Genomic DNA, 20,117 nt, shown 5'->3' on the forward strand with positions numbered 1-20,117 from the left:
CCAATTGGACCACCCCCTGTTTCGTGCCCCTTCCGCAGTTTCTCCCCGCAGGCAAAATGAAGCCGATCCCTGCATTCAGGAGATCGGTTTTTTCTTTGGCGGTCGGGATTCGTCGAGCGCGTACGATCTAGGCAGGATAGTAAATGACCATGCTCATCCGCGTGCGTACCTCTCCGGAATTGTGATACGCATGAGTCCGATCCGCCTTGAATTTGATTGACTCTCCCTCCGTTTTTTCTCTATGTATTCGTGACTTCGTTCACCCCTGGACCGAACAACATCATGTCCATGTCTTTCGCCGCCAAGTACGGCTATCGGAAGACGCTTCCGTTTATTCTGGGCGTCGCTGCGTGGACGGCCGTCTCCTCTTACAACCGGGCATTCCATGTGGGGATGGGGCTGTTATTGATGTACAGCGCAGTTCTCCTCTTCGTGTCTCCGTGAATGCAGGTGCCTTCTTCTTCCGCACGGCGAACGGCCAAAACAACAAAATGAAAAAGCCCAAACGTGAATTCTCGGGCTCCGTTTGGGCAGAGAGAGAATTACGGATCGGGCTTACACCATTTTTTCAACTGGGTCAATCCGTCCTTGAGCTGATCCAACTGCTGCTTGATCTGATCGAATTGGATGTCGTCCGATTGGTTGCAGGGCGGACACGAAGGGAGCGGTGGTTTGTTGTTCGTCTCCGCTTTATTGCCCAGCCTGGTTGTTTTATCGACGGCGAGAATAAAAAAACCAATGGCTATAATCCACAAAGCGATGACTCCCACATCATCATCGTTACAAGATGACATCCGCATCCCCTCTCGATCGTAAGTGATCGGGTAGTCCAACCTACCTTTTCCGCTTCTTGACCTGCTGCTCCAATTCTTTTAATTCCAGCTGCATCTGGAACAGCTCAAACTGGATTTGCTGTTTTTGCAATTGTCTCTTCTGGGCTTGCAGCTGTGCCTGCAAATCGCTCATTTGCTGCTGGTTGTTCGTATGGGACGGAGGATCGTCGGGTTCGGCTGACACAGTCGCTCCGATAGCGGTAAACAGGTCTGCCATCACTGAGAGCCATGCGCCGATCAGACCGAGATCCTGACCGATATTGTTATTTCCCATGGCACACCTCTCCAATACCGCGCTTCCGGTAGGGAAATTCTCTCCTATTTTATGCGCAAGCCCAGCAAAGGTGCCACCGCCCACAACTGCGGAACGGACCTTGGGACAATCCTGGCGTGCCCGTGTCTGCCTTCCCCACATCCCGCGGATGACGGGCTTCACGGACCGCACGTTCTACGACAGAGCCAAAGCTCTCGGCTCTGTGCCGTTTGCGACGTTACGACTTCACGTTTCTTTTTCGGAAGTACAGACAAAGAAAAACGACCGCGCCAATGCCGATGACCACGTACACGACGGTAGAATACAGGTCCATAAACGCGAGTATATCTTCCCACGATTGTCCCAAATAGGAGCCCAGCAACACCAGTGCCACGTTCCAGATAAGCGTTCCGAGTGTTGAAAACAGCAAAAACAGCCAGATGTTCATTTTGGTCATGCCAGCCGGGATCGAAATCAGACTCCGGACCAGCGGCACCATCCTGCAGAGGAAAATGGTCCAGAAGCCGTACTTGTCAAACCACGCATTCGCGCGGGCGATCTCGTCCTTTTTCAAGCGCAGCACATGCCCCCAACGATCCACGAGATGCTCGATTTTTTCGATATCCAAATAGTAACCGATCAAGTAAAGCAGGCAAGCGCCAAATACGGAACCCATCGTCGCGGAGATGATGACCCCCGGGAGGGTCAATGTCGTATAGGTCGTCATGAAGCCTCCGAATGTCAAAATCACTTCCGACGGGATCGGAGGAAACACGTTTTCCAGGGCCATCAGCAAAAAGATGCCGATATAGCTGAACTGTTCCAGAAAAGCTGTAATCCATGTTTGCATGATATCCCTCGCCTCAACTTCTTGATCAGGCGGCATTGCAGCACGCTCATACAAGTAGTACGAATCTACTACCAGTATAGATACCCATTGTCCGTTTGTACAATTTGAATCCGGTGAAATGTCAGGTGCAAGCAGCCCTTTTGTTTGACAGTAAACCTCTGAATTTACCAACAATTGTGATAATATGAAGATTGTACGTACATTCGGCAATCAAAAGGAGACGTGGAAGATGACAAAAACAGCCGAGCTCTTTCCGATCGAGGCAGTTCGTGAGCAGTTTCCCGCATTGCGCCGCACGTGCAACGGCAAATCGGCAGTCTACTTTGACGGTCCCGGCGGTTCGCAGGTGGTCAAAAGCTCCATGGACGCGATCTACGCCTATATGGCCAATGGCGGCGCGAACCTGCACGGCTCGTTTCCCAGTAGCCGGGAGACGGAAAAAATCATTGCAGATGCGAAAGAAGCGGTCGCTGCCCTCTTTGGCGCAAAACCGCAGGAGGTCGCGTTCGGTGCCAACATGACAACTTTGACGTTCGCCATCGCGAGGGCTTTGGGGCGAAGCTGGAAAGAAGGGGACGAAATCGTCGTCACCGAGCTTGACCACCGGGCCAACGTCGATCCGTGGCTCGCCATCGCAGCAGATCGGGGGATGACGGTCCGTTGGCTGCCTGTAGACCCGGATACCTTGACGCTGCAGCACGAACAGCTGGATGAGCTGCTCACTCCGCGCACACGTCTCGTGGCTGTCGGTCTTGCCTCCAATGCAGTCGGAACGGTCAACGACATTGCCGCCATCTCGCAGAAAGCGCACGCGCTGGATATTCCCGTCGCCGTAGACGCCGTGCACGCCGCTCCGCACTTCGCGATCGACTGGGATGCACTGGGCGCCGACCTTCTCCTCTGCTCCGCTTACAAATTTTTCGGTCCGCACGTGGGCATTGCCGTGATTCGCCAGCAGCTGTTTGAACAGCTCGTTCCGTACAAGCTCGCTCCTGCTCCAGCCTACATACCGGACAAATTGGAGACGGGCACGCAAAACCACGAGGGTATCGCCGGCATTCGCCCTGCCATCGAGTTCATTGCCAGTCTCGGGCGAGGCGAAACGCTGCGTGAGCAGATCCGATCCGGCTACGAAGCGATTGAAGCGTATGAAAATGCCCTGGCGGAGCAAATCCGCACCGCTTTGGCCAAGATCGACGCTGTGACGCTTTACCAGGCAGGACCTGATGTGCCGAAGACGCCGACTATCGCCTTTCGCGTCGACGGCTGGACGCCGCAGTCGTTTTGCGAAAAAATGAGCGAGAAGTACGGGATTTTCATTGCAGACGGCGACTTTTACGCAAGTACGCTTGCCGCCAAGCTCGGTCTGGTGGACAGCGGCGGCTGGATTCGGGCAGGTCTTGCTCCCTATAACTCCGCAGAAGAAGTCGAGAGGTTCATCCACGCTGTACAGGAACTGACACAAAAATAGAATCCATAGAAAGAACCCGGGATCGCGGTCTCGGGTTCTTTCTATGGATGTTGGCGGGAAAATGCCTGCTGGAAAGCCACCAGAAAAAATCATTTGCCAAACTCCGCCCCATTTGCTACCATTTTTACATCGACAAATTTGCATGTCTAAACAAGGAGGATCATACTTCCATGAGCCCCCGTACCAAAGAACAAAATGAGCTCATTCGCATGCAGCGCAGAGAACAGATTTTGGACGCCGCCGCTCGTACCTACTTCCGCACGGGTGGCAGCTTTGATATTCGCGACGTTGCCCGTGTGGCCGGGCTCGGTTACGGCACGGTTTACCATTATTACCCCAACCGGCATGTATTAATAGATGATGTGCTCGGCAGCGGCTTTGAACGATGCGAGCAAGCCCTGGCAGAATGGGTAAACCTGCGCGGCGAAAGCCCAGATGACAAGCAGCTGTTGACGTATTGCAAAGCGCTGCTCCGGCTGTGGCAGTCGGACGCCCGCGCCTATCTCGTCTACAAAATGGCCTCTGAACATTATGCCGGCTTGCCCGAAAAGGATAGGCAGCCCGCCAAGAGACGGTTCATGGAACGGCTGTACGTTCCACTCCAGTCGATCGCCCAGCGAACAGACGACAGCGTCGACCATATGCTTGCTGTGCTGGTTGGTTGCTGCGGACTGCACTACTATGCAGGCACTTCGGATCTGGACGTCGATCGGATCGCTCAGCTCGCCATGCACGCTATTACAAAGGAGTCCGAATACGAACATGATTATTCTCAAAAGCCAGCAGGAAATTGAGTCTATCCGCAAGGCCTGCCAAGTGGTAGCCGAATGCCATCGCACGATCGCCCCGATGATCAAACCGGGCATCACGACGAACGATATTGAACGGATATTCGAGGAAATAATTGTAAAGAGCGGCGCCAAGCCATACACGAAGGGCTACAAAGGTTATCCATACGCGACCTGTGCCTCCGTCAACGACGTGATCGCCCATGGCTTTCCGAGCAACAAGCCACTCGAGGAAGGCGATATTGTGACGATCGATACAGTCGCGGAGCTCGACGGATGGCTCGGAGATTCCGCCTGGACCTATGCACTCGGGAAGATTTCTCCTGTAGCTGAGAAACTGATGCGCGTCACGAAGGAATGCCTTTACCTGGGCATCGCGCAGGCGCAGCCCGGCAATCGGATCGGCGACGTGACGAGCGCGATCCAGCGCCATGCCGAATCGAACGGCTTCGGCGTCGTGCGCGACCTCCTCGGTCATGGCATCGGCCGAGACTTGCACGAAGATCCCAACTATGCGCATGTCGGCAAACCCGGCAGAGGCCCCCGCATCAAGGAAGGCATGGTGTTCACGATTGAGCCTATGATCACCGAAGGCACCTATTCCATGTCCATCGATCCCGACGGCTGGACCGCGCGGACGTTGGACGGCAAGCTCGCTGCCCAATACGAGCATACGATCGCCATTACGGCTGAAGGACCACAAATCCTGACGGCGCAATAGTATAAGGAGAAGCCGACCAGTGCGATGGTCGGCTTCTTTATATGCTTTCATCCCCCACCACGCCCGCGGAAAACGTCCTTCCGCTTGTCATCAAGTCCAAGGCTCCAGCTTGCTTTGTCTAAAGCGCCACCGGATGACCGCCTCGATCACGAGCAGATTCCCCATCCAGCAGAGCCAGGAGACAATCTGATAGGCGAGAATAAAGTCTCCTCCAAAAAGCAGCAGCAGAATCGGCAGCCACAGCCGCAGCGTCACGGCAGCAAAGGTCAGCGCGTAGCTGCGCAGCATCCAACGCCTATGCCCCTGCATGTCATTTCGCGAGATCAAGAGCACACTGTACCAGGTGGTCAGCATCCAGCAAATATCGAGCATGGCGAAACCAAGCCCTGCGACCCATCCCCCTGTGGCAAAACAGGACAAATACAGATTGACGAGCCCGCTGACCGTGATGGCTCCGACGTAAACATACCCCATCAAGCGGTGGCGGCGCCTGGTTTTCTCGTGCAGCGGAGATCGAAACAGATTGAACGGTCCGATCACGAGTGCGAGTACCCCTGTCACGATATGGATGTACAGTATATAAATCCATGGCTCCAAATGAAAATCAGAGCTTCTGAGTTTGAAAGAAACCAGACCGGCTTTCCGCGGGCTGAAAAAGCCAAACTGAATGATGGCATATGCCGCAAACAAAAATGCCAGCAAAAAGACTGTTGCGCGAACCAACTTTTTACCCATGTACACCCTCCATCTTTTGCAGGAATGTCTGAAGTGACAATATCTTCAATCAGTTTACCGAATCCATCACCTATCACGCCACATCGATTTCCTGTTTTGAAAAAAAGCGCTCTGGCTTCCCCAGAACGCATGTGACGGGACAGACACTTCCTCCACCCGAATAGGGCTTTGCGCCTAATTTGCCCGAATGTCTATTCCCTGTAATTGGGTAAACGCATAGGAATATTCAAGATCAATTCCTCAGCCCTGACATTCCCATTGGAAGTACGATGAAAAACAGGAGGTTTGGCATGGCCACAGAGTTTGTAGATCGATCCCTGGAAGAAATTCGTTTCTGGTCGCGCATTATGAAGGAACACTCGCTCTTTCTGAAGCTGGGCTTTTCTTGCGAAGATATGCAGTTAATCCAGGAAGCCGACCGCTACTATCACATTTTTGAAGAAATCGAGAGCAGGGCCCATTCCTTTACGTCGGATGTAGATCCCCAAAAAATCTATGAGTTTAATCGGATTGTCCACAATGCAGTCTCGCACATCTGGGCTTTCAAACGCAAGGTGCTCGGCCTGATCATTCGCTGCCAGATCGGCGGGAACAACTTTCCCTTGCTCGTCGATCACGTGAGCAGAGAAGCCGCGTACTTCATGAAACGGCTCGAGCAATTGAATACGGGAACGCTCGATCCCCTTCCGGATGCCGTCATCAACGAAAACGTCTTCTTCCTCCGCATTATGGCGGACCACGCGAAGTTTATTAATCACCTGCTGGACCCGTCCGAAAGAAAGCTGGTCGAGCAAGCCAGAGACTTCAGCCACGACTTCGATCAACTGTTGTTCCAGGCCATCGACCTGGATTCCATGCGCCCCGAATCGCAAACGCGGCCGCTGCTTAGCCAGTTCGTCGATCAGAACCGGGTGTCTGTCCGACAGCTGCGCGATTTCAAGAAAACCGCGTATGAACTGATTGAAGCGTGCAAAATCAAAAGCATCATCCCGCCCCTTCTCGCCGACCACGTATTTAGGGAAGCCTCGCATTTCCTGGAAATCCTTGACTCCTTTGAAGCGGCTCTCACTGTATCCAAGTGAATACACGCGGGAAAGAAGAAAAGAGGGCCGACTTCTCCAGTCGACTCTCTTCGCTGTTTCACTATCCTGTTTCCTTTACAGCTCCAGTTTGTTTTTCTCCAGAAAGTTTGTTGCAAAGCGTCCTCCTACGAAATCCGGATGCTCCAGCAGCTTTTCGTGGAAAGGCACGGTCGTGTGTACGCCCTCGATGACGAATTCGTCCAGCGCGCGTCGCATGCGGGCGATCGCCTCGCTGCGGTCTGTCCCCCAGACGATCAGCTTTGCTACCATGGAATCGTAGAACGGTGAGATCTCGTAGCCGGGATAGACGGCGCTGTCGACGCGCACGCCATAGCCGCCCGGCGGCAAGTAGTTGATGACCTTGCCTGGAGACGGCATGAAGTTTTTCGCTGGATTTTCCGCGTTGATCCGGCATTCGATTGCCCAGCCGTTGATTTTCACATCTTCCTGGGTGAACGAGAGCGGATTGCCTGCCGCCACAGAAATTTGCTCCTTGATCAGGTCGATGCCCGTAATCATTTCCGTCACCGGATGCTCGACCTGGATGCGGGTGTTCATTTCCATGAAGTAAAACTGGCCGTGCTTATCCAGCAAAAACTCGACGGTGCCCGCCCCGTGGTAGTTCACTGCTTTGGCCGCTGCGACGGCAGCTTGCCCCATCTTCTCGCGCAGCTCGCTGTCCAGAGCAGGCGACGGTGCCTCCTCGACCAGCTTTTGGTGGCGGCGCTGGATGGAGCAGTCGCGCTCGCCCAAATAGACGGCGTTGCCGTGCTTGTCGCCCATGATCTGGATTTCCACGTGGCGCGGTTCTTCCACATACTTTTCCAGATACACGCCCGCGTTGCCGAAAGCGGCTTCTGCTTCTTTCTGCGCTTGGTGAATCGCCCGCTCAAGTTCTTCCTCATCGTACGCGAGCCGCATGCCGCGTCCGCCGCCGCCCGCCGTCGCCTTGACGATGACCGGATAGCCGATGCCTTTTGCCACCTCGAGCGCTTCTTCGATGTCGCCGATGAGTCCGTCTGTTCCGGGCACCAGCGGGACATTCGCCAGCTTCATGGTTGCCTTCGCCTCGGATTTGTCGCCCATTTTCGTGATCGCGTCAGGTTCCGGCCCGATGAACGTGATTTTGCAGTCCTGGCACAATTGGGCGAAAGATGCGTTCTCCGCCAGAAAGCCGTATCCGGGGTGAATCGCATCCGCTCCTGTCAGCAAAGCGATGCTCATGATTCGCGGCATGTTCAGATAACTGTCCTTGGATGCAGTCGGCCCGATGCAGTACGCTTCGTCCGCGAGCTGGACGTGCAGCGCTTCCCGATCCGCTTCCGAATAGACGGCAACGGAGGCGATGCCCAGTTCCCGGCAGGCGCGGATGATGCGGACAGCGATCTCCCCGCGGTTGGCGATCAAAATTTTTGAAAACATGTGTGTTCTCCTCCTAGCTCTGTTTGACAGCCATCAATGCTTTGCCGTAATCGACGAGCTGACCGTCCGCTGCAAAAATGTCTGTCACTTCTCCATCGACAGGAGAGAGGATGTCATGGGAAAGCTGCAGGGCGTCCACACTGCAGCGCCCGACTACATCGCCTGCCTTGACTTGCTGGCCGATCGCCACGGTCGCGGTGAAGACGCCGACTGCCGGCGAAAAGATCGTCTGCGTGACCGCTGCGGGCGCTTGCGTCTCCTGAACCGCTTCTGTCACTTCTGCCGTCGCTGCCGCTTGCTCGTAGCCGTTGTCTACTTCCTCGGTTTGTACGAGGGGCAGTTCAACTGCTGCGACCACGGCAGGAGCCGCTTTCTTGATGACGATCGAGGTCGCGCCTTGCTCCCATTCCAGTTCCTCGATGGCAGTCTGCTGGACGAGTTTGACCAGCTCGCGAATATCGTGCAGTTTCATCTGTATCGATCCCTTCTACAATGGGATGTTCCCATGCTTTTTATATGGACGTTCTTCCTGCTTGTTCCGCAGCATTTCCAGCGCCTGCGCCACCTTCATGCGCGTCTCCCGCGGATCGATCACGTCGTCGACCATCCCAAGGCTCGCCGCCACGTACGGGTTGGCGAATTTCTCGCGGTACTCGGCAATTTTTTCCGCGCGGGTCGCCGCCGGATCGGCACTTTGCTCGATCTCTTTGGCAAAAATAATGTTGGCCGCGCCCTCCGGCCCCATGACAGCGATTTCTGCATTGGGCCAGGCGTAAACGATATCCGCGCCGATCGACTTCGAGTTCAGGGCGACATACGCCCCGCCGTACGCTTTGCGCAGGATGACGGTAATTTTCGGTACAGTCGCCTCGGAATAGGCGTAAAGAATTTTCGCGCCGTGGCGAATAATGCCGCCGTGCTCCTGGTTGATCCCAGGGAAGAAACCGGACACGTCTTCAAACGTGAGCAGCGGAATGTTGAAGCAGTCGCAGAAACGGATGAAGCGCGCCAGCTTGTCGGAGGAATGGATGTCGAGACCGCCTGCCATCATCTTCGGCTGGTTGGCGATGATGCCGATGCTGTGCCCGTCGATGCGGGCCAGACCGATGACGATGTTGCGGGCAAAATTCGGCTGCACCTCCATGAAGTCGCCGAAGTCCACGATTTGCTCGATCACCTTGCGCACATCGTACACCTTGGTGCTTTCCGCCGGAACGAGCTCCAGCAGCTCCTCCTGCCAGTTTTTCCCTTCCTCTGGCGCATGTACTGGCGCTTTTTCCTTGTTGTTTTGCGGCAGGAAGCTAAGGAGTCTGCGCACCTGCTCCAGCACCTCTTGCTCGGACTCTGCCGTGAAGTGGGCATTGCCGCTGATCGTCGAATGTACCTTGGCACCGCCCAGGTCTTCGGACGAAATCTTTTCGCCCGTTACCGTCTCGATGACTTTCGGACCTGTGATAAACATCTGGCTCGTTTTTTCCACCATGAACACGAAGTCGGTAATGGCCGGGGAATAGACGGCACCGCCCGCGCACGGACCTAAGATGACTGAAATTTGCGGAATGACGCCGGAGTAGATGGAGTTGCGGTAAAAAATCGTCCCGTACCCGTCCAGCGAGCTGACCCCCTCCTGGATGCGGGCGCCGCCGGAGTCGTTCAGGCCGATGAAGGGAGCGCCGTTTTTCGCTGCCAAATCCATCACCTTCGCGATTTTCATGGCGTGCATCTCGCCGAGAGCTCCGCCGAACACCGTAAAGTCCTGGGCGAACAGGTAGACCGGGCGTCCGTTGATTTTTCCGTATCCGGTGACCACGCCCTCGCCCGGCGCCTCCATCTTGTCGAGGCCAAAGTGGGTCGCGCGGTGCTCCACGAACGGATTCAGCTCCATGAAGGTGTCAGGGTCAAGAAGCAGCTCGATCCGCTCTCTTGCCGTGAGCTTCCCGCGGTCGTGCTGGGCATCGATCCGGGAATCGCCGCCGCCCAATTGGACCTTGAATTTTCGCTCCATCAGTTCGTCGATTTTTTCATGCATGCTGCTCATCGTCCAACCTCTCTTTCCATACCGTCACTGTCTCGTTTTTTCAAAAAGGGCCACCAGCTGCTGGACGGCGCTCGTCACAGACATCTGTCCGCTTGCGACAGCTCCTTCGATCTCGGGAAGCACCTTCGCAATTTGCGGATTGCTGTAAAAGGTGGAGCGCAAATAATCTTGCGTCATGCTGTGCATCCAATCCAGTGCCTGGGCTTTGCGGCGGGCATCGAAGCCTCCCGTCCGGGTCGTCTGCTCGCGGAACTGCAGAACAACGTTCCAAATTTCCTCGATGCCCTCCCCCGTCAGCGCTGAACACATGTACGCCTTCGTCTGCCAACCAGCTGTCGCCGGCTGGAGGTAATGCAAGACCCGATTGTACTCGCCGCGCGCGACGAGTGCCCTTTGTTTGTTTTCTCCGTCTGCTTTGTTGATCAACAGCGCGTCTGCAATCTCGATGACGCCCTTTTTGATCCCTTGCAGCTCATCCCCTGCTCCTGTCAACATCAACAGCAAAAAGAAATCGACCATCGACCGGACTGTCGTTTCGCTTTGCCCTACGCCGACTGTCTCTATCAAAATGACGTCGTACCCCGCTGCTTCGCAGATCAGCATCGTCTCCCGCGTCTTCCGATTGACGCCGCCCAAGGTGCCGCCGGTCGCGGACGGGCGGATAAACGCGTTCGGATTGCGGGACAACTGCTCCATCCGCGTCTTGTCTCCAAGGATGCTGCCCCGCGTCACCGTACTGCTCGGATCGACCGCCAGCACGGCGACACGATGGCCCTTCTCGCACAGCATCGTGCCAAACGCCTCAATAAACGTACTTTTCCCGGCTCCCGGAACCCCCGTGATGCCGATGCGAATGGAATTTCCTGTATGAGGCAAAAGCTGCTGGATGACTTCCTGCGCCATCGCCATATGCACGGGCGAATTGCTCTCGACCAGCGTGATTGCCTGTGCCAGGATCGTCCGGTTGTTTTCCCGCACGCCGCGGACGTACTGTTCGACAGACAAGCGAGGGAGACGGACTCGCGACGAAAAGTTCAGGGAAGTCCTCCCATTGGAAGCCTCGCTCATAGACCTGCAGCCTCCAGGCGCCGTACGACCTCTTGCAGCACGTTTTGCGCAGCGACCGGAATGACAGTACCTGGACCGAAGATGGCGGCCGCTCCGTGCGCTTTCAGGAAGTCGTAGTCCTGTGGCGGAATGACACCGCCGACGACGACGACAATATCTTCACGCCCGAGCTTTTTCAGTTCCTCCACCAGTTGGGGCAGGAGCGTTTTGTGTCCGGCGGCAAGCGAGCTGAAGCCGATGACGTGCACGTCGTTCTCGACTGCTTGCTTGGCCGTTTCCTCCGGCGTCTGGAACAGCGGTCCGATGTCGACATCGAAGCCCAGGTCCGCAAAAGCCGTCGCGATGACCTTCGCGCCGCGGTCGTGGCCGTCCTGCCCCATCTTGGCGATCATGATGCGCGGGCGGCGGCCTTCCCATTGCTCAAACTCATCCGCCATCTTGCGCACCGCTGCCACTTCTTCGGCATCCGCATATTCCGAGCTGTACACGCCGCTGATCGAGCGGATGACAGCCTTGTGGCGGCCTACCACTTTTTCGTACGCATCCGAGATTTCACCCAGCGACGCGCGCGCCCGTGCCGCCTCGATCGCCAGCGCGAGCAGATTGCCCTCGCCCGTCTCCGCGCAGGTCGTAATGGCATTGAGAGCCGCCTGCACTCTCGCCTCGTCACGGTTTGCCCGCAGCTCCTGCAGACGCTTGATTTGCGCTTCGCGGACCGCTGTATTGTCCACTTCCAAAATTTCCAGCGGATCTTCCTTGTCCAGACGGTACTTGTTGACGCCGATGATCGCTTCTTTCCCGGAGTCGATATGTGCTTGACGGCGCGCTGCGGCTTCTTCGATTTTCATCTTCGGCAAACCGGTCTCGATCGCTTTTGCCATCCCGCCCAGCGCTTCGATCTCCTCGATGTGTGCCCACGCTTTTTCTACGAGCTGCTTGGTCAACGACTCGACGTAATACGAGCCTGCCCACGGGTCTACGACCTTGCAAATCTCCGTCTCGTCCTGCAAGTACAGCTGCGTGTTGCGCGCGATACGGGCGGAAAAGTCGGTCGGCAAGGCGATCGCCTCGTCCAGCGCATTCGTGTGCAGCGACTGGGTGTGGCCAAGTGCCGCCGCCATCGCTTCAATGCACGTCCGCACGACGTTGTTGAACGGATCTTGCTCAGTCAGACTCCAACCAGACGTCTGCGAGTGGGTGCGCAAGGCCATCGACTTTTCGTTTTTCGGGTTGAACTGTTTGATGAGATTCGCCCAGATCAGCCGTGCTGCCCGCATTTTGGCGACTTCCATGAAGTAGTTCATGCCGATCGCCCAGAAAAAGGACAGACGCGGTGCGAAGGCGTCGATGTCGATCCCGGCCTTCAAACCTGTACGCACGTATTCCAGCCCGTCCGCCAGCGTGTACGCCAGCTCGATGTCAGCGGTCGCCCCTGCTTCCTGCATGTGGTAGCCGGAAATGCTGATGCTGTTGAACTTCGGCATGTGCTTGGACGTGTAGGCGAAAATGTCGGAAATGATCTTCATCGACGCTTCCGGCGGATAAATGTACGTGTTGCGCACCATGTATTCTTTCAAAATATCGTTCTGGATCGTCCCGGTCAGCTTCTCTTGCGGGACGCCCTGCTCTTCGGCGGCAACGATGTAGAACGCCATAATCGGCAGGACAGCGCCGTTCATCGTCATGGACACGGACATTTGATCCAGGGGGATGCCGTCGAACAAAATTTTCATGTCGAGGATCGAATCGACGGCGACCCCCGCTTTTCCTACGTCTCCGACGACACGCGGGTGGTCGGAGTCGTAGCCGCGATGAGTTGCCAGGTCAAAAGCGATGGACAGCCCCTTTTGCCCTGCTGCGAGGTTGCGGCGGTAAAAGGCGTTGCTCTCCTCGGCAGTGGAAAATCCGGCGTACTGGCGCACAGTCCAGGGCTGGGTCACGTACATCGTCGGGTATGGCCCGCGAAAGAACGGCGGCAGACCCGGCATGTAGCCCAGATGACTCATTCCTTGCAAATCTTCTTTTGTATAGAGCGGCTTTACCGGAATCTGCTCCAGCGTCTGCCAGATCATCTCATCCAGCTGCTGCTGATTCAGCGGTTGGGACGGATGCGATGCTGCAGCGGCACTGCGGATGGCCCGAAAAGGCACCTTGGCAAAATCAGGTCTCTTCTTCATGAGATCACCCCTATGCGTTCCTGGAGGTCGCGAAGTGTTTGATAGCAGTTCGTACGGATGTGAATGCAGTCGTCCAGTCCGGCTTCTTTGTATGCGGCGAGCTGTTCGGCAGCGGGCAGTCCTGCGAGCAGCAGCGTCATCTCCGGTTTTCCAGCCTTGATCGCACCAGCGAGCGCCGGGACGAACTGCGGATAGCTCTCGTCATCGGAGCAAATGACGGTGATGGAAGCACCCGATGCGACAGCAGCCTGCGCCGCAGCTTCGGGATCTGTAAACTGCTGGTCGCGCACAACCTCGAAGCCGCCGACTGCGAAAAACTCGGCTGCGAAATCGGCGCGCCCTTTGTGCTTGGAGACCGGACCCATGTTGGCGAGGAACACTTTTGGCTTCGCACCGGTTTTGGCTTCGTACAAAGCCGCGTTCTGACGCAGCGTTTCATAGGCTTCCGCCAAGCGACGACGCGGCAGCGGCTTCACGTGTACCGTATTCTGCCGGGATTGGATCAACGCTTCGGTCAGCTCACCCAAAGTGGCTCCAGCCTGCGCAGCTTTGGAAGCCTTTTCCAGCGCATCGTCCACCTGCAGTGAAAGCTTCCCGAGCAACGCAGCTGCTTCCTGTCGATCCCCTTTGGTCAGGTGGGCAGCCAGCTCCGCTGTGCGTTTCGCCGGGTCAGCGGCCAGCTTGACCGCCTGCTCCGGTTGCTCTTGTGTATTGGGGTACATATTCGTTCCGACGATGCGAATTTTTCTCGTCGCGACGCTCTCGGCTTTTTTTCCGGCGACTTCTTCGATCTGTGCCTGCGGAATGCCCGCCTCGAGCGACTTTTGCATGCCGCCCTGCTCTTCGGTCTGCAGGAACAGCTGCCACGCCTTTTCTGCCAGCTCGTCTGTCAGCGCTTCGACATACCACGAGCCGCCAGCGGGGTCTACGACCTTCGCCAGATGCGCTTCCTGCTGCAAAATGATTTGCGTATTGCGCGCAATGCGCCGGGAGAATTCACTCGCCGGCCGGATCGCTTCGTCGAAGGCGGAGACATGCAGGCTGTCGACGCCGCCAACGACTGCCGAAAACGCTTCGGTGGTCGCCCGCAGAAGGTTGACATGCGGATCGAGCATCGTCTTGTTCCAGGCAGAGGTCCGGGCATGGATGGTCATTTTTTGTGCCGCTTCCGAACCGCCGTACGATTCGACGATCGCGGACCAGAGCATGCGGGCGGCGCGGATTTTGGCGATTTCCATGAACAGGTTCGACCCGATGGAAAAAGCAAACTGGACTTGCGGCGCGACTTCCTCAATGGAAAGCCCCCGCTCCAGCATCGCCTGCACATACTCGACGCCTGTCGCCAGCGCATACGCCAGCTCCTGGACGGCAGTTGCGCCAGCATCGTGATACGGATGACCCTGGACGAGGATCGTTTTCAGCTGCGGCGCGTTTTTCCCGGCCCAGCGAACCGTTTGCGCCATTGCGTCGTAAGCCGCTTCTAACCCGTACGGCAAGCTGCCAAAGGCGAGCAAAGCGGCGAACGGATCTGCCCCTATGCAGCCGCGCAGCTTGGAGACGTCCTGACCATTTGCCTTCGCGTGTGCGGCAAACAAGGACAGCAGCGGCAGCGCAATCGGTCCTGCGTAGACGAAAATCGGCACCTCTTCCAGCGAAATATTTGCGAACGCCACGTCGAGGTCTTCGCAGGAAAAGACGGAAAGCCCTTTGTCTCCGATGGCTTCCGGATGCTGCGCGTCGGGATTGCGTCCGGCAAGCGTCGCAGAGTCAAGCACCAGATTCAGCATCGTTTGGCCTCGCTCCAGATCGTGCGAGGCGATGCGTGCAAACTCCTCTGCATCCGCGGCCAAAATCTCCTGGGAAACCTCCCAGCCACGGGCTTCCCGCGAGCCTGGCGCTTTTGTCCCGCGCAAATATGGGGCAGTGCCCGGCGTGGAGTGAATGTGCTGGAGTTTTTCGACATCCTCCTGTCGGTAAATCGGCTGCAGGGTGATGCCTTCGTACGTCTTCGTCAGCAGCCTGGCGTCAAACGAGGCTCCCTTGAGCGTCTTCTCCGCCGCTTCTCTCCACTGCTCGTATGTCGGAACGGGAAATTGTTGAAACAGTGTCTCTTTGTTCACAAATCTTGACCTCCCCGATTAGTGATCCGCTTCACCTGTTATTGTGCGGTTTTGACCAGGAACAGCGGCTGGCCGGGCTCTACCAACTGTCCGTTTTCGACCAGAACCTGAACGATTTCCCCGGCCACTTCCGCTTCGATCTCGTTAAAGAGCTTCATTGCCTCGACGATGCACACAATGGTGGACTTCTCCACACGGCTGCCGACAGACACATACGGAGGGGCGTCGACTGCAGGCGCCGCGTAAAAGGTTCCTACCATCGGAGATGTGATTTTATGCAGATGGGCGGTATCCTCCACTGCCGGAGCTGCGGCTATTGGTTTTGGTGCATCGGCTGTTACAGGGTGCACGACTTCGACGACCGGTTTGGCGGGCGCACCCTCTGCAGAAGCAACCGCTTTCACAGGTGCGGGAACAACCGTCAAGGCTGGTTGTGCTTGCACCATTACGCCGCCTGTTCTGCGTTTAATGGAGAGACGGGCTCCTTCCTCCTTCACTTCGATCGATTCCACATCTGTCTGCTCGAGTAGTTTTACCAGTTCTCTCAGTTCATAAATCGTCAGCACAACCATTCCTCCTGTATTCACTGTCTGATGCGCTGCACAAACCGACCAGTTGGTTTGGATAGCGCTTACGAGACCGACCGGTTGGTCTTTTCTTGAGTATAGCAAATTTCTGAATACTAGTACAGACCAACTGGTTGGTCTGTTATCCCGTTATTGGTTCGCAGTCTGGTTTTTTTACATGCAACTGACTGTCTAGTTTGGCGCGAGGGGGGTGCAGAAGCGACCAACGCTCTCCTCTACGGCATTCAATAGATGAGCAGGCGCAAAGTCGCTGTCGAGTGTCATTTACGGCTTGAAAGGAAATTCAGGGGCTTGCAGAAAAAAACGATGAAAATCAGGGTTTTCCATGGCTGCCGGTTTCAGTACCGCGTGCAGGACCATGTCCGCGTAAATATCCGCGATTTGCTCGATCGAGTACGTCCCTGATTTTTGATACCATTTGTAAATCCAGTTGACCATCCCGAAAATGGCCATGGAGACGATGGGGACTGGCAGTTCGGGGCGAAATTCTCCGGAGTCGATGCCATCCTGTACGACCGTGAACATCATTTTTTTGTAGCGGTCCCGCTTGATCTCGATGTCGCGGAAGTATTCTGGTGCGAGGAACAGGCTCTCCTGGTAAAAGATCGTGACCTGCGATCGGTACAGATCGATCATTTTGACAAAGGACTTCACGATGGCCTGCAGCCGTTCCGTAGGCTTCTCCCATTGCTCGTACGCTTCCTCCGCTTTTTCCAGCACGTACGAAATAAACTGATCGTGGATGATGTAGAGCAGCTCATCCTTTGATTTGAAGTTGTGATAAAAACCGCCTTTGGACGTACCGCTTTCCTTCACAATCTGATCGACCGTCACCCGGTGGTAGCCATTCGCTTCAAACAAGCGCATGGACGTTTCAATAATGCGTTCTCTGATTGATTTCTCGCTCATTATCTTCACCCGTAGTCATTATAGCACAAGATGAGGCATCGTCACCTCGTTGCGGCACAAGTTGAACATGCGGAGAAAGACGGGCTTGTCTGCCCGTCCGACGCTAGTTTGTTTGCGGCTTTGTCCCAAATCTCTTTTCGTTTCGGGCGCGGGCGCGTTCACGCTCCGTCTCCCGATTGCGCGGCTCGGCTGCTGTCACCAGCGAATCGAGCAAATTTTTGGAGACTGCTGCCACCTCGTGGACCGCCTTGTTGAATGCTGCCTCGTTCGCCTTCGATGGGGTCTGAAAGCCCGAGAGCTTTCGCACGAATTGCAGGGCCGCGGCATGGATTTCCTCGTCCGTAGCGGGCGGATCGAAGTTGAACAACGTTTTAATGTTTCGGCACATGGATATCCCTCTCCCCTGAACGTAGTGGGTTCAAACGGACTGCCCGCGACTCGGCCTCACCCGCGAAGCGCATCTGGCAGCACCGCCCGCAGCTCTGCTGTCAGCTGTTCCACCAGCTCGGGACGCCCGTGGAATTGAGCGGGTGTCGTCTGAAAATGGACGACTTGCCACGCTCCGTCGCGCTTTTCGGCTACCAGGCTTTGAAAGGCGTGTAGAGCCGGCTCTACATCTGTCTTTCCTGGCGGCACCATGCCAGCTACTGCCCGCAAGATCGCGCCGTCTGCTCCCAGCAAGCGGACAGAGCGCACGATCGTGTAGTACGGAGGTGTCGGATGGCTGGCAAAGATCGGCCGCAAATGCTCCTCGATGCCCTCCCTCCCGCTGACCTGGCTGCCGTCGAATCCGACCAGAAAGCCGTCCGGCGCAAAAGGCGCGGCCATCCCTTCCGCATTCCGTTCGTTCCAGCCTGCGATTACCTTGTCGTAGAGCGCTCGCACTTGCCGCTCATCTTCACTGTATGAATAAACGTCCGCCTGTCCCATGTATGGGTGATTCACGCTACATTCCTCCAGTCGAATAGGTGATGCTTTCATCATAGCATTGAACAGTCATGTTGGAGAGAGTAATCCTCGTACAAGCAGATCGTCCATCGTACGAGCGTTCCTCGCCCTGTGCGCAATCGCTTGTTTCGCAGTCGCAGCAGCGGGAAGAAAGGCAAACGTGACGGCTAGATTCCGACTTGCAACGTGTCCGCACTGATCGAGGACGGCAAAACCAAAAGCCTAGAATATTATCTCCTTGTTGTTTGTAAGCTCCTCCTGATGGATAAGTAAACGAATTAACTCATAATTTCACTTTTGTTGATCTCATAATCACTAACTTTGGAACGTCCAATACAAATCGACACGAAAAGCAAGATAAGCGTAGTGCACATGAAGGCGACCTTTGTCCCATATGCATTAGCCAATCCACCAAGTAACAAAGCTGATATTGGGAAAGGAATAGTTAAAATCATTCGATAGGAAGAATTAATTCGCCCAATAAATTCATTTGGTATTTCTAACTGACGGATCGTAAAAGTATAAACTACCCGGATCGTTGAAGCCATAGTAATAATTCCGTACCCAATCAAAGGCATAAACCATATTTTTGGGATTAACATGATGCAACCGCTGATTACCATCAAATTCGAGACATGGACAATTGCTCTGCCAATCGGAATGCGCTTTAATAACAATGGCGCGCAAATAGAACCCATTGTCGTCATAACGCCAATAACCGAATACATAGATCCCACTAACAAAGCGTCATTCAGCTCGTTCGCTAAATAAAATCTCTTTACAGTGTGCAATGCCCCAACAGCCAAATGCTAAGCCCTCCAATTAAGGTTAATACCCAAAGAATCTCAGAGCGGAATAAAAAAGCGACCCCTTCCCTTTACAACGTTTTTTCGAGGCGATGATTTGCTCTGTCACCCAGGCAAATGTTTGCTGTCTTCCGAATAGGCGTTAGCGCGGCTATAGGTGATGGGTCAAGCACTCTGCATCCTTCCCCAATTCGTTCCAAGGTAAAACAAGCGAACCCCCGGAAGCTTCCTGAAGGCTCGCTTGTTTTCTGCTTACTTATAATATCAATCGGACAACACGCACACGTTACCCGATCCTTTCCCTTCCCTCTCCCTACTTCTCCGACGACACCGGCACAACCCCGAAGTATTCTTCCAGCGTAATATGCTTCTCGCTGATCGCCTGGGCCACCTCGTTGCCGACGTAGCGCAGATGCCATGGCTCGTAGATGTAGCCGGTGATGGCGTCCTTGCCTTCCGGGTAGCGGATGATGAAGCCGTATTCCTGGGCGTGTTCGGCCAGCCACTTGGCCTCCTTTGTCCCGGCGAAGCAGCTGGTGGCCGCACATTTGCCGTCGATGCCGGATACGTCGATGGCAAGACCTGTCTCATGCTCGCTGGTGCCCGGCACTGCGCTGTACGTGCGGGCCTTCTCGAGTCCATCCTGCTTGACATACCGTTCAAACAGCGCCTTCTGGTAGGAATGCGGACGATAGGCCGAGACGCCTGCCAGTGCGATCCCGTCTTTTTTCGCTGCGGCAAACAGCTGCTCCAAAGCCGCGGCCGCTTCCTTTCGCATTTGGCGCTTGACGCTTTTTTCCGGCAGCAAGTACGGGACATTCGGGAATTCGAGATCGGTCGGCTCGTAATCATCAGGGAGCTGACGCTGTTTGTTGACCAGCACCGTAATGCTCTCCGGCTCGGCTACGACCTCCAAATCTGGAAGGTCAGCATACGACGATGGCGCCTTCGCTGGTTTTTGTGCAGGCTTTGTCGCCGGGCCTTTGGCTGGTTCGGTCGATGGCTTCGGCGCTTCATCCGGCTTTTGGTCTGCTGACGGCTGGGGCGCATTTTTCGCTGGCTGGTTTGGTACTGCATTGGCTGGCGCAGGTTGAGTCTGCTCTGCCGGAGTCGTCGGCGTGGCTGCATCCGGTTGTCCCGGGGCCGTTGTGCTGCTGCAGCCTGCGAGCAGCAGCACGACGGCAGAAGCCAGAAGAAAATTTTGTTTCGCGCAAGTCTTATGTACTCGTCTCATCTTGTCGTTCCTTTCAGGTGCTCCGCATGCGGCTGCCCATCTTCCCAAGTTTCTTGCAGATCATGTTTGGCGTAC

20 protein-coding genes and 1 pseudogene are annotated in these 20,117 nt (G+C 55.6%); 5 read left to right on the forward strand and 16 right to left on the reverse strand.

Annotated features, from left to right (window positions below; genetic code table 11):
- Positions 1-127: 127 nt before the first annotated feature.
- A pseudogene (locus ACFSO0_RS16960) lies at positions 128-226 on the reverse strand (DNA-binding protein); the annotation flags it as partial.
- On the opposite strand from ACFSO0_RS16960, the gene ACFSO0_RS16965 reads away from it, so the two are divergent.
- Positions 207-791 carry a hypothetical protein gene (locus tag ACFSO0_RS16965; RefSeq protein ID WP_376882145.1) on the forward strand — a complete coding sequence of 195 codons (585 nt, stop codon included), beginning with the start codon at positions 207-209 and terminating at the stop codon, positions 789-791. The pseudogene ACFSO0_RS16960 and the gene ACFSO0_RS16965 overlap by 20 nt on opposite strands.
- A gap of 43 nt (positions 792-834) precedes the next feature.
- Here the strand turns inward: ACFSO0_RS16965 and ACFSO0_RS16970 are convergent, their stop codons facing one another.
- Together ACFSO0_RS16970 and ACFSO0_RS16975 are read right to left on the reverse strand one after the other, a co-directional pair.
- A complete protein-coding gene (locus ACFSO0_RS16970; RefSeq protein WP_376882147.1) occupies positions 835-1,107 on the reverse strand; it encodes a hypothetical protein in 273 nt (90 codons plus the stop codon).
- A 217-nt stretch (positions 1,108-1,324) separates the two neighbouring features.
- On the reverse strand, positions 1,325-1,936 hold the full coding sequence (locus ACFSO0_RS16975) for a DedA family protein (protein WP_376882150.1): 612 nt from the start codon (positions 1,934-1,936) through the stop codon (positions 1,325-1,327).
- 229 nt (positions 1,937-2,165) lie between these two features.
- Between ACFSO0_RS16975 and ACFSO0_RS16980 the strand changes: the two genes are divergently transcribed.
- The 3 genes from ACFSO0_RS16980 (at position 2,166) to map (ending at position 4,916) form a co-directional block, all read left to right on the forward strand.
- On the forward strand, positions 2,166-3,407 hold the full coding sequence (locus ACFSO0_RS16980; RefSeq protein WP_376882152.1) for a cysteine desulfurase-like protein: 1,242 nt from the start codon (positions 2,166-2,168) through the stop codon (positions 3,405-3,407).
- A gap of 170 nt (positions 3,408-3,577) precedes the next feature.
- Complete coding sequence (locus ACFSO0_RS16985; RefSeq protein WP_376882155.1) at positions 3,578-4,201, forward strand: TetR/AcrR family transcriptional regulator; 624 nt, start codon at positions 3,578-3,580, stop codon at positions 4,199-4,201.
- Positions 4,170-4,916, forward strand: a complete 747-nt coding sequence (gene map / locus ACFSO0_RS16990) for a type I methionyl aminopeptidase (RefSeq protein WP_376882157.1) — start codon at positions 4,170-4,172, stop codon at positions 4,914-4,916. The genes ACFSO0_RS16985 and map overlap by 32 nt, the downstream gene beginning before the upstream one ends.
- Before the next feature lie 90 nt (positions 4,917-5,006).
- On the opposite strand, the gene ACFSO0_RS16995 is transcribed toward map, so the two are convergent.
- Complete coding sequence (locus ACFSO0_RS16995) at positions 5,007-5,651, reverse strand: DUF2306 domain-containing protein (RefSeq protein WP_376882159.1); 645 nt, start codon at positions 5,649-5,651, stop codon at positions 5,007-5,009.
- A 269-nt stretch (positions 5,652-5,920) separates the two neighbouring features.
- On the opposite strand from ACFSO0_RS16995, the gene ACFSO0_RS17000 reads away from it, so the two are divergent.
- Positions 5,921-6,733: a DUF2935 domain-containing protein gene (locus ACFSO0_RS17000; RefSeq protein WP_376882162.1), complete on the forward strand. Its 813-nt coding sequence runs from the start codon at positions 5,921-5,923 to the stop codon at positions 6,731-6,733.
- 75 nt (positions 6,734-6,808) lie between these two features.
- On the opposite strand, the gene accC is transcribed toward ACFSO0_RS17000, so the two are convergent.
- The 12 genes from accC to ACFSO0_RS17060 form a co-directional block, all read right to left on the reverse strand.
- Complete coding sequence (accC, locus tag ACFSO0_RS17005; protein ID WP_376882164.1) at positions 6,809-8,155, reverse strand: acetyl-CoA carboxylase biotin carboxylase subunit; 1,347 nt, start codon at positions 8,153-8,155, stop codon at positions 6,809-6,811.
- A gap of 13 nt (positions 8,156-8,168) precedes the next feature.
- The gene (locus ACFSO0_RS17010; protein ID WP_376882167.1) at positions 8,169-8,627 is read right to left on the reverse strand and encodes an acetyl-CoA carboxylase biotin carboxyl carrier protein; all 459 of its coding nucleotides are present in this window, start codon (positions 8,625-8,627) and stop codon (positions 8,169-8,171) included.
- 15 nt (positions 8,628-8,642) lie between these two features.
- Complete coding sequence (locus ACFSO0_RS17015; RefSeq protein ID WP_376883241.1) at positions 8,643-10,184, reverse strand: acyl-CoA carboxylase subunit beta; 1,542 nt, start codon at positions 10,182-10,184, stop codon at positions 8,643-8,645.
- 33 nt (positions 10,185-10,217) lie between these two features.
- Complete coding sequence (gene meaB / locus ACFSO0_RS17020; protein ID WP_376882170.1) at positions 10,218-11,261, reverse strand: methylmalonyl Co-A mutase-associated GTPase MeaB; 1,044 nt, start codon at positions 11,259-11,261, stop codon at positions 10,218-10,220.
- Positions 11,258-13,438 (reverse strand): methylmalonyl-CoA mutase, encoded by a 2,181-nt coding sequence (gene scpA / locus ACFSO0_RS17025; RefSeq protein WP_376882172.1) that lies wholly within the window; start codon positions 13,436-13,438, stop codon positions 11,258-11,260. Before scpA ends, meaB begins: the two co-directional genes overlap by 4 nt.
- The gene (locus ACFSO0_RS17030) at positions 13,435-15,558 is read right to left on the reverse strand and encodes a methylmalonyl-CoA mutase family protein (protein ID WP_376882174.1); all 2,124 of its coding nucleotides are present in this window, start codon (positions 15,556-15,558) and stop codon (positions 13,435-13,437) included. Before ACFSO0_RS17030 ends, scpA begins: the two co-directional genes overlap by 4 nt.
- Before the next feature lie 38 nt (positions 15,559-15,596).
- Positions 15,597-16,124 (reverse strand): acetyl-CoA carboxylase biotin carboxyl carrier protein, encoded by a 528-nt coding sequence (gene accB / locus ACFSO0_RS17035; RefSeq protein ID WP_376882176.1) that lies wholly within the window; start codon positions 16,122-16,124, stop codon positions 15,597-15,599.
- A 285-nt stretch (positions 16,125-16,409) separates the two neighbouring features.
- Positions 16,410-17,054, reverse strand: a complete 645-nt coding sequence (locus ACFSO0_RS17040; RefSeq protein ID WP_376882178.1) for a TetR/AcrR family transcriptional regulator — start codon at positions 17,052-17,054, stop codon at positions 16,410-16,412.
- 103 nt (positions 17,055-17,157) lie between these two features.
- Complete coding sequence (locus ACFSO0_RS17045; protein ID WP_376882181.1) at positions 17,158-17,442, reverse strand: DUF2277 domain-containing protein; 285 nt, start codon at positions 17,440-17,442, stop codon at positions 17,158-17,160.
- Positions 17,443-17,498: 56 nt separating this feature from the next.
- Positions 17,499-17,984: an SgcJ/EcaC family oxidoreductase gene (locus ACFSO0_RS17050; protein ID WP_376883243.1), complete on the reverse strand. Its 486-nt coding sequence runs from the start codon at positions 17,982-17,984 to the stop codon at positions 17,499-17,501.
- 296 nt (positions 17,985-18,280) lie between these two features.
- A complete protein-coding gene (locus tag ACFSO0_RS17055) occupies positions 18,281-18,808 on the reverse strand; it encodes an MFS transporter (protein ID WP_376882183.1) in 528 nt (175 codons plus the stop codon).
- A gap of 313 nt (positions 18,809-19,121) precedes the next feature.
- Positions 19,122-20,042 carry a M15 family metallopeptidase gene (locus ACFSO0_RS17060; protein ID WP_376882185.1) on the reverse strand — a complete coding sequence of 307 codons (921 nt, stop codon included), beginning with the start codon at positions 20,040-20,042 and terminating at the stop codon, positions 19,122-19,124.
- Positions 20,043-20,117 lie beyond the last annotated feature (75 nt).

The organism is Brevibacillus sp. GCM10020057 (genome assembly GCF_042683565.1).
In the GTDB taxonomy this organism is placed as follows: domain Bacteria; phylum Bacillota; class Bacilli; order Brevibacillales; family Brevibacillaceae; genus Brevibacillus.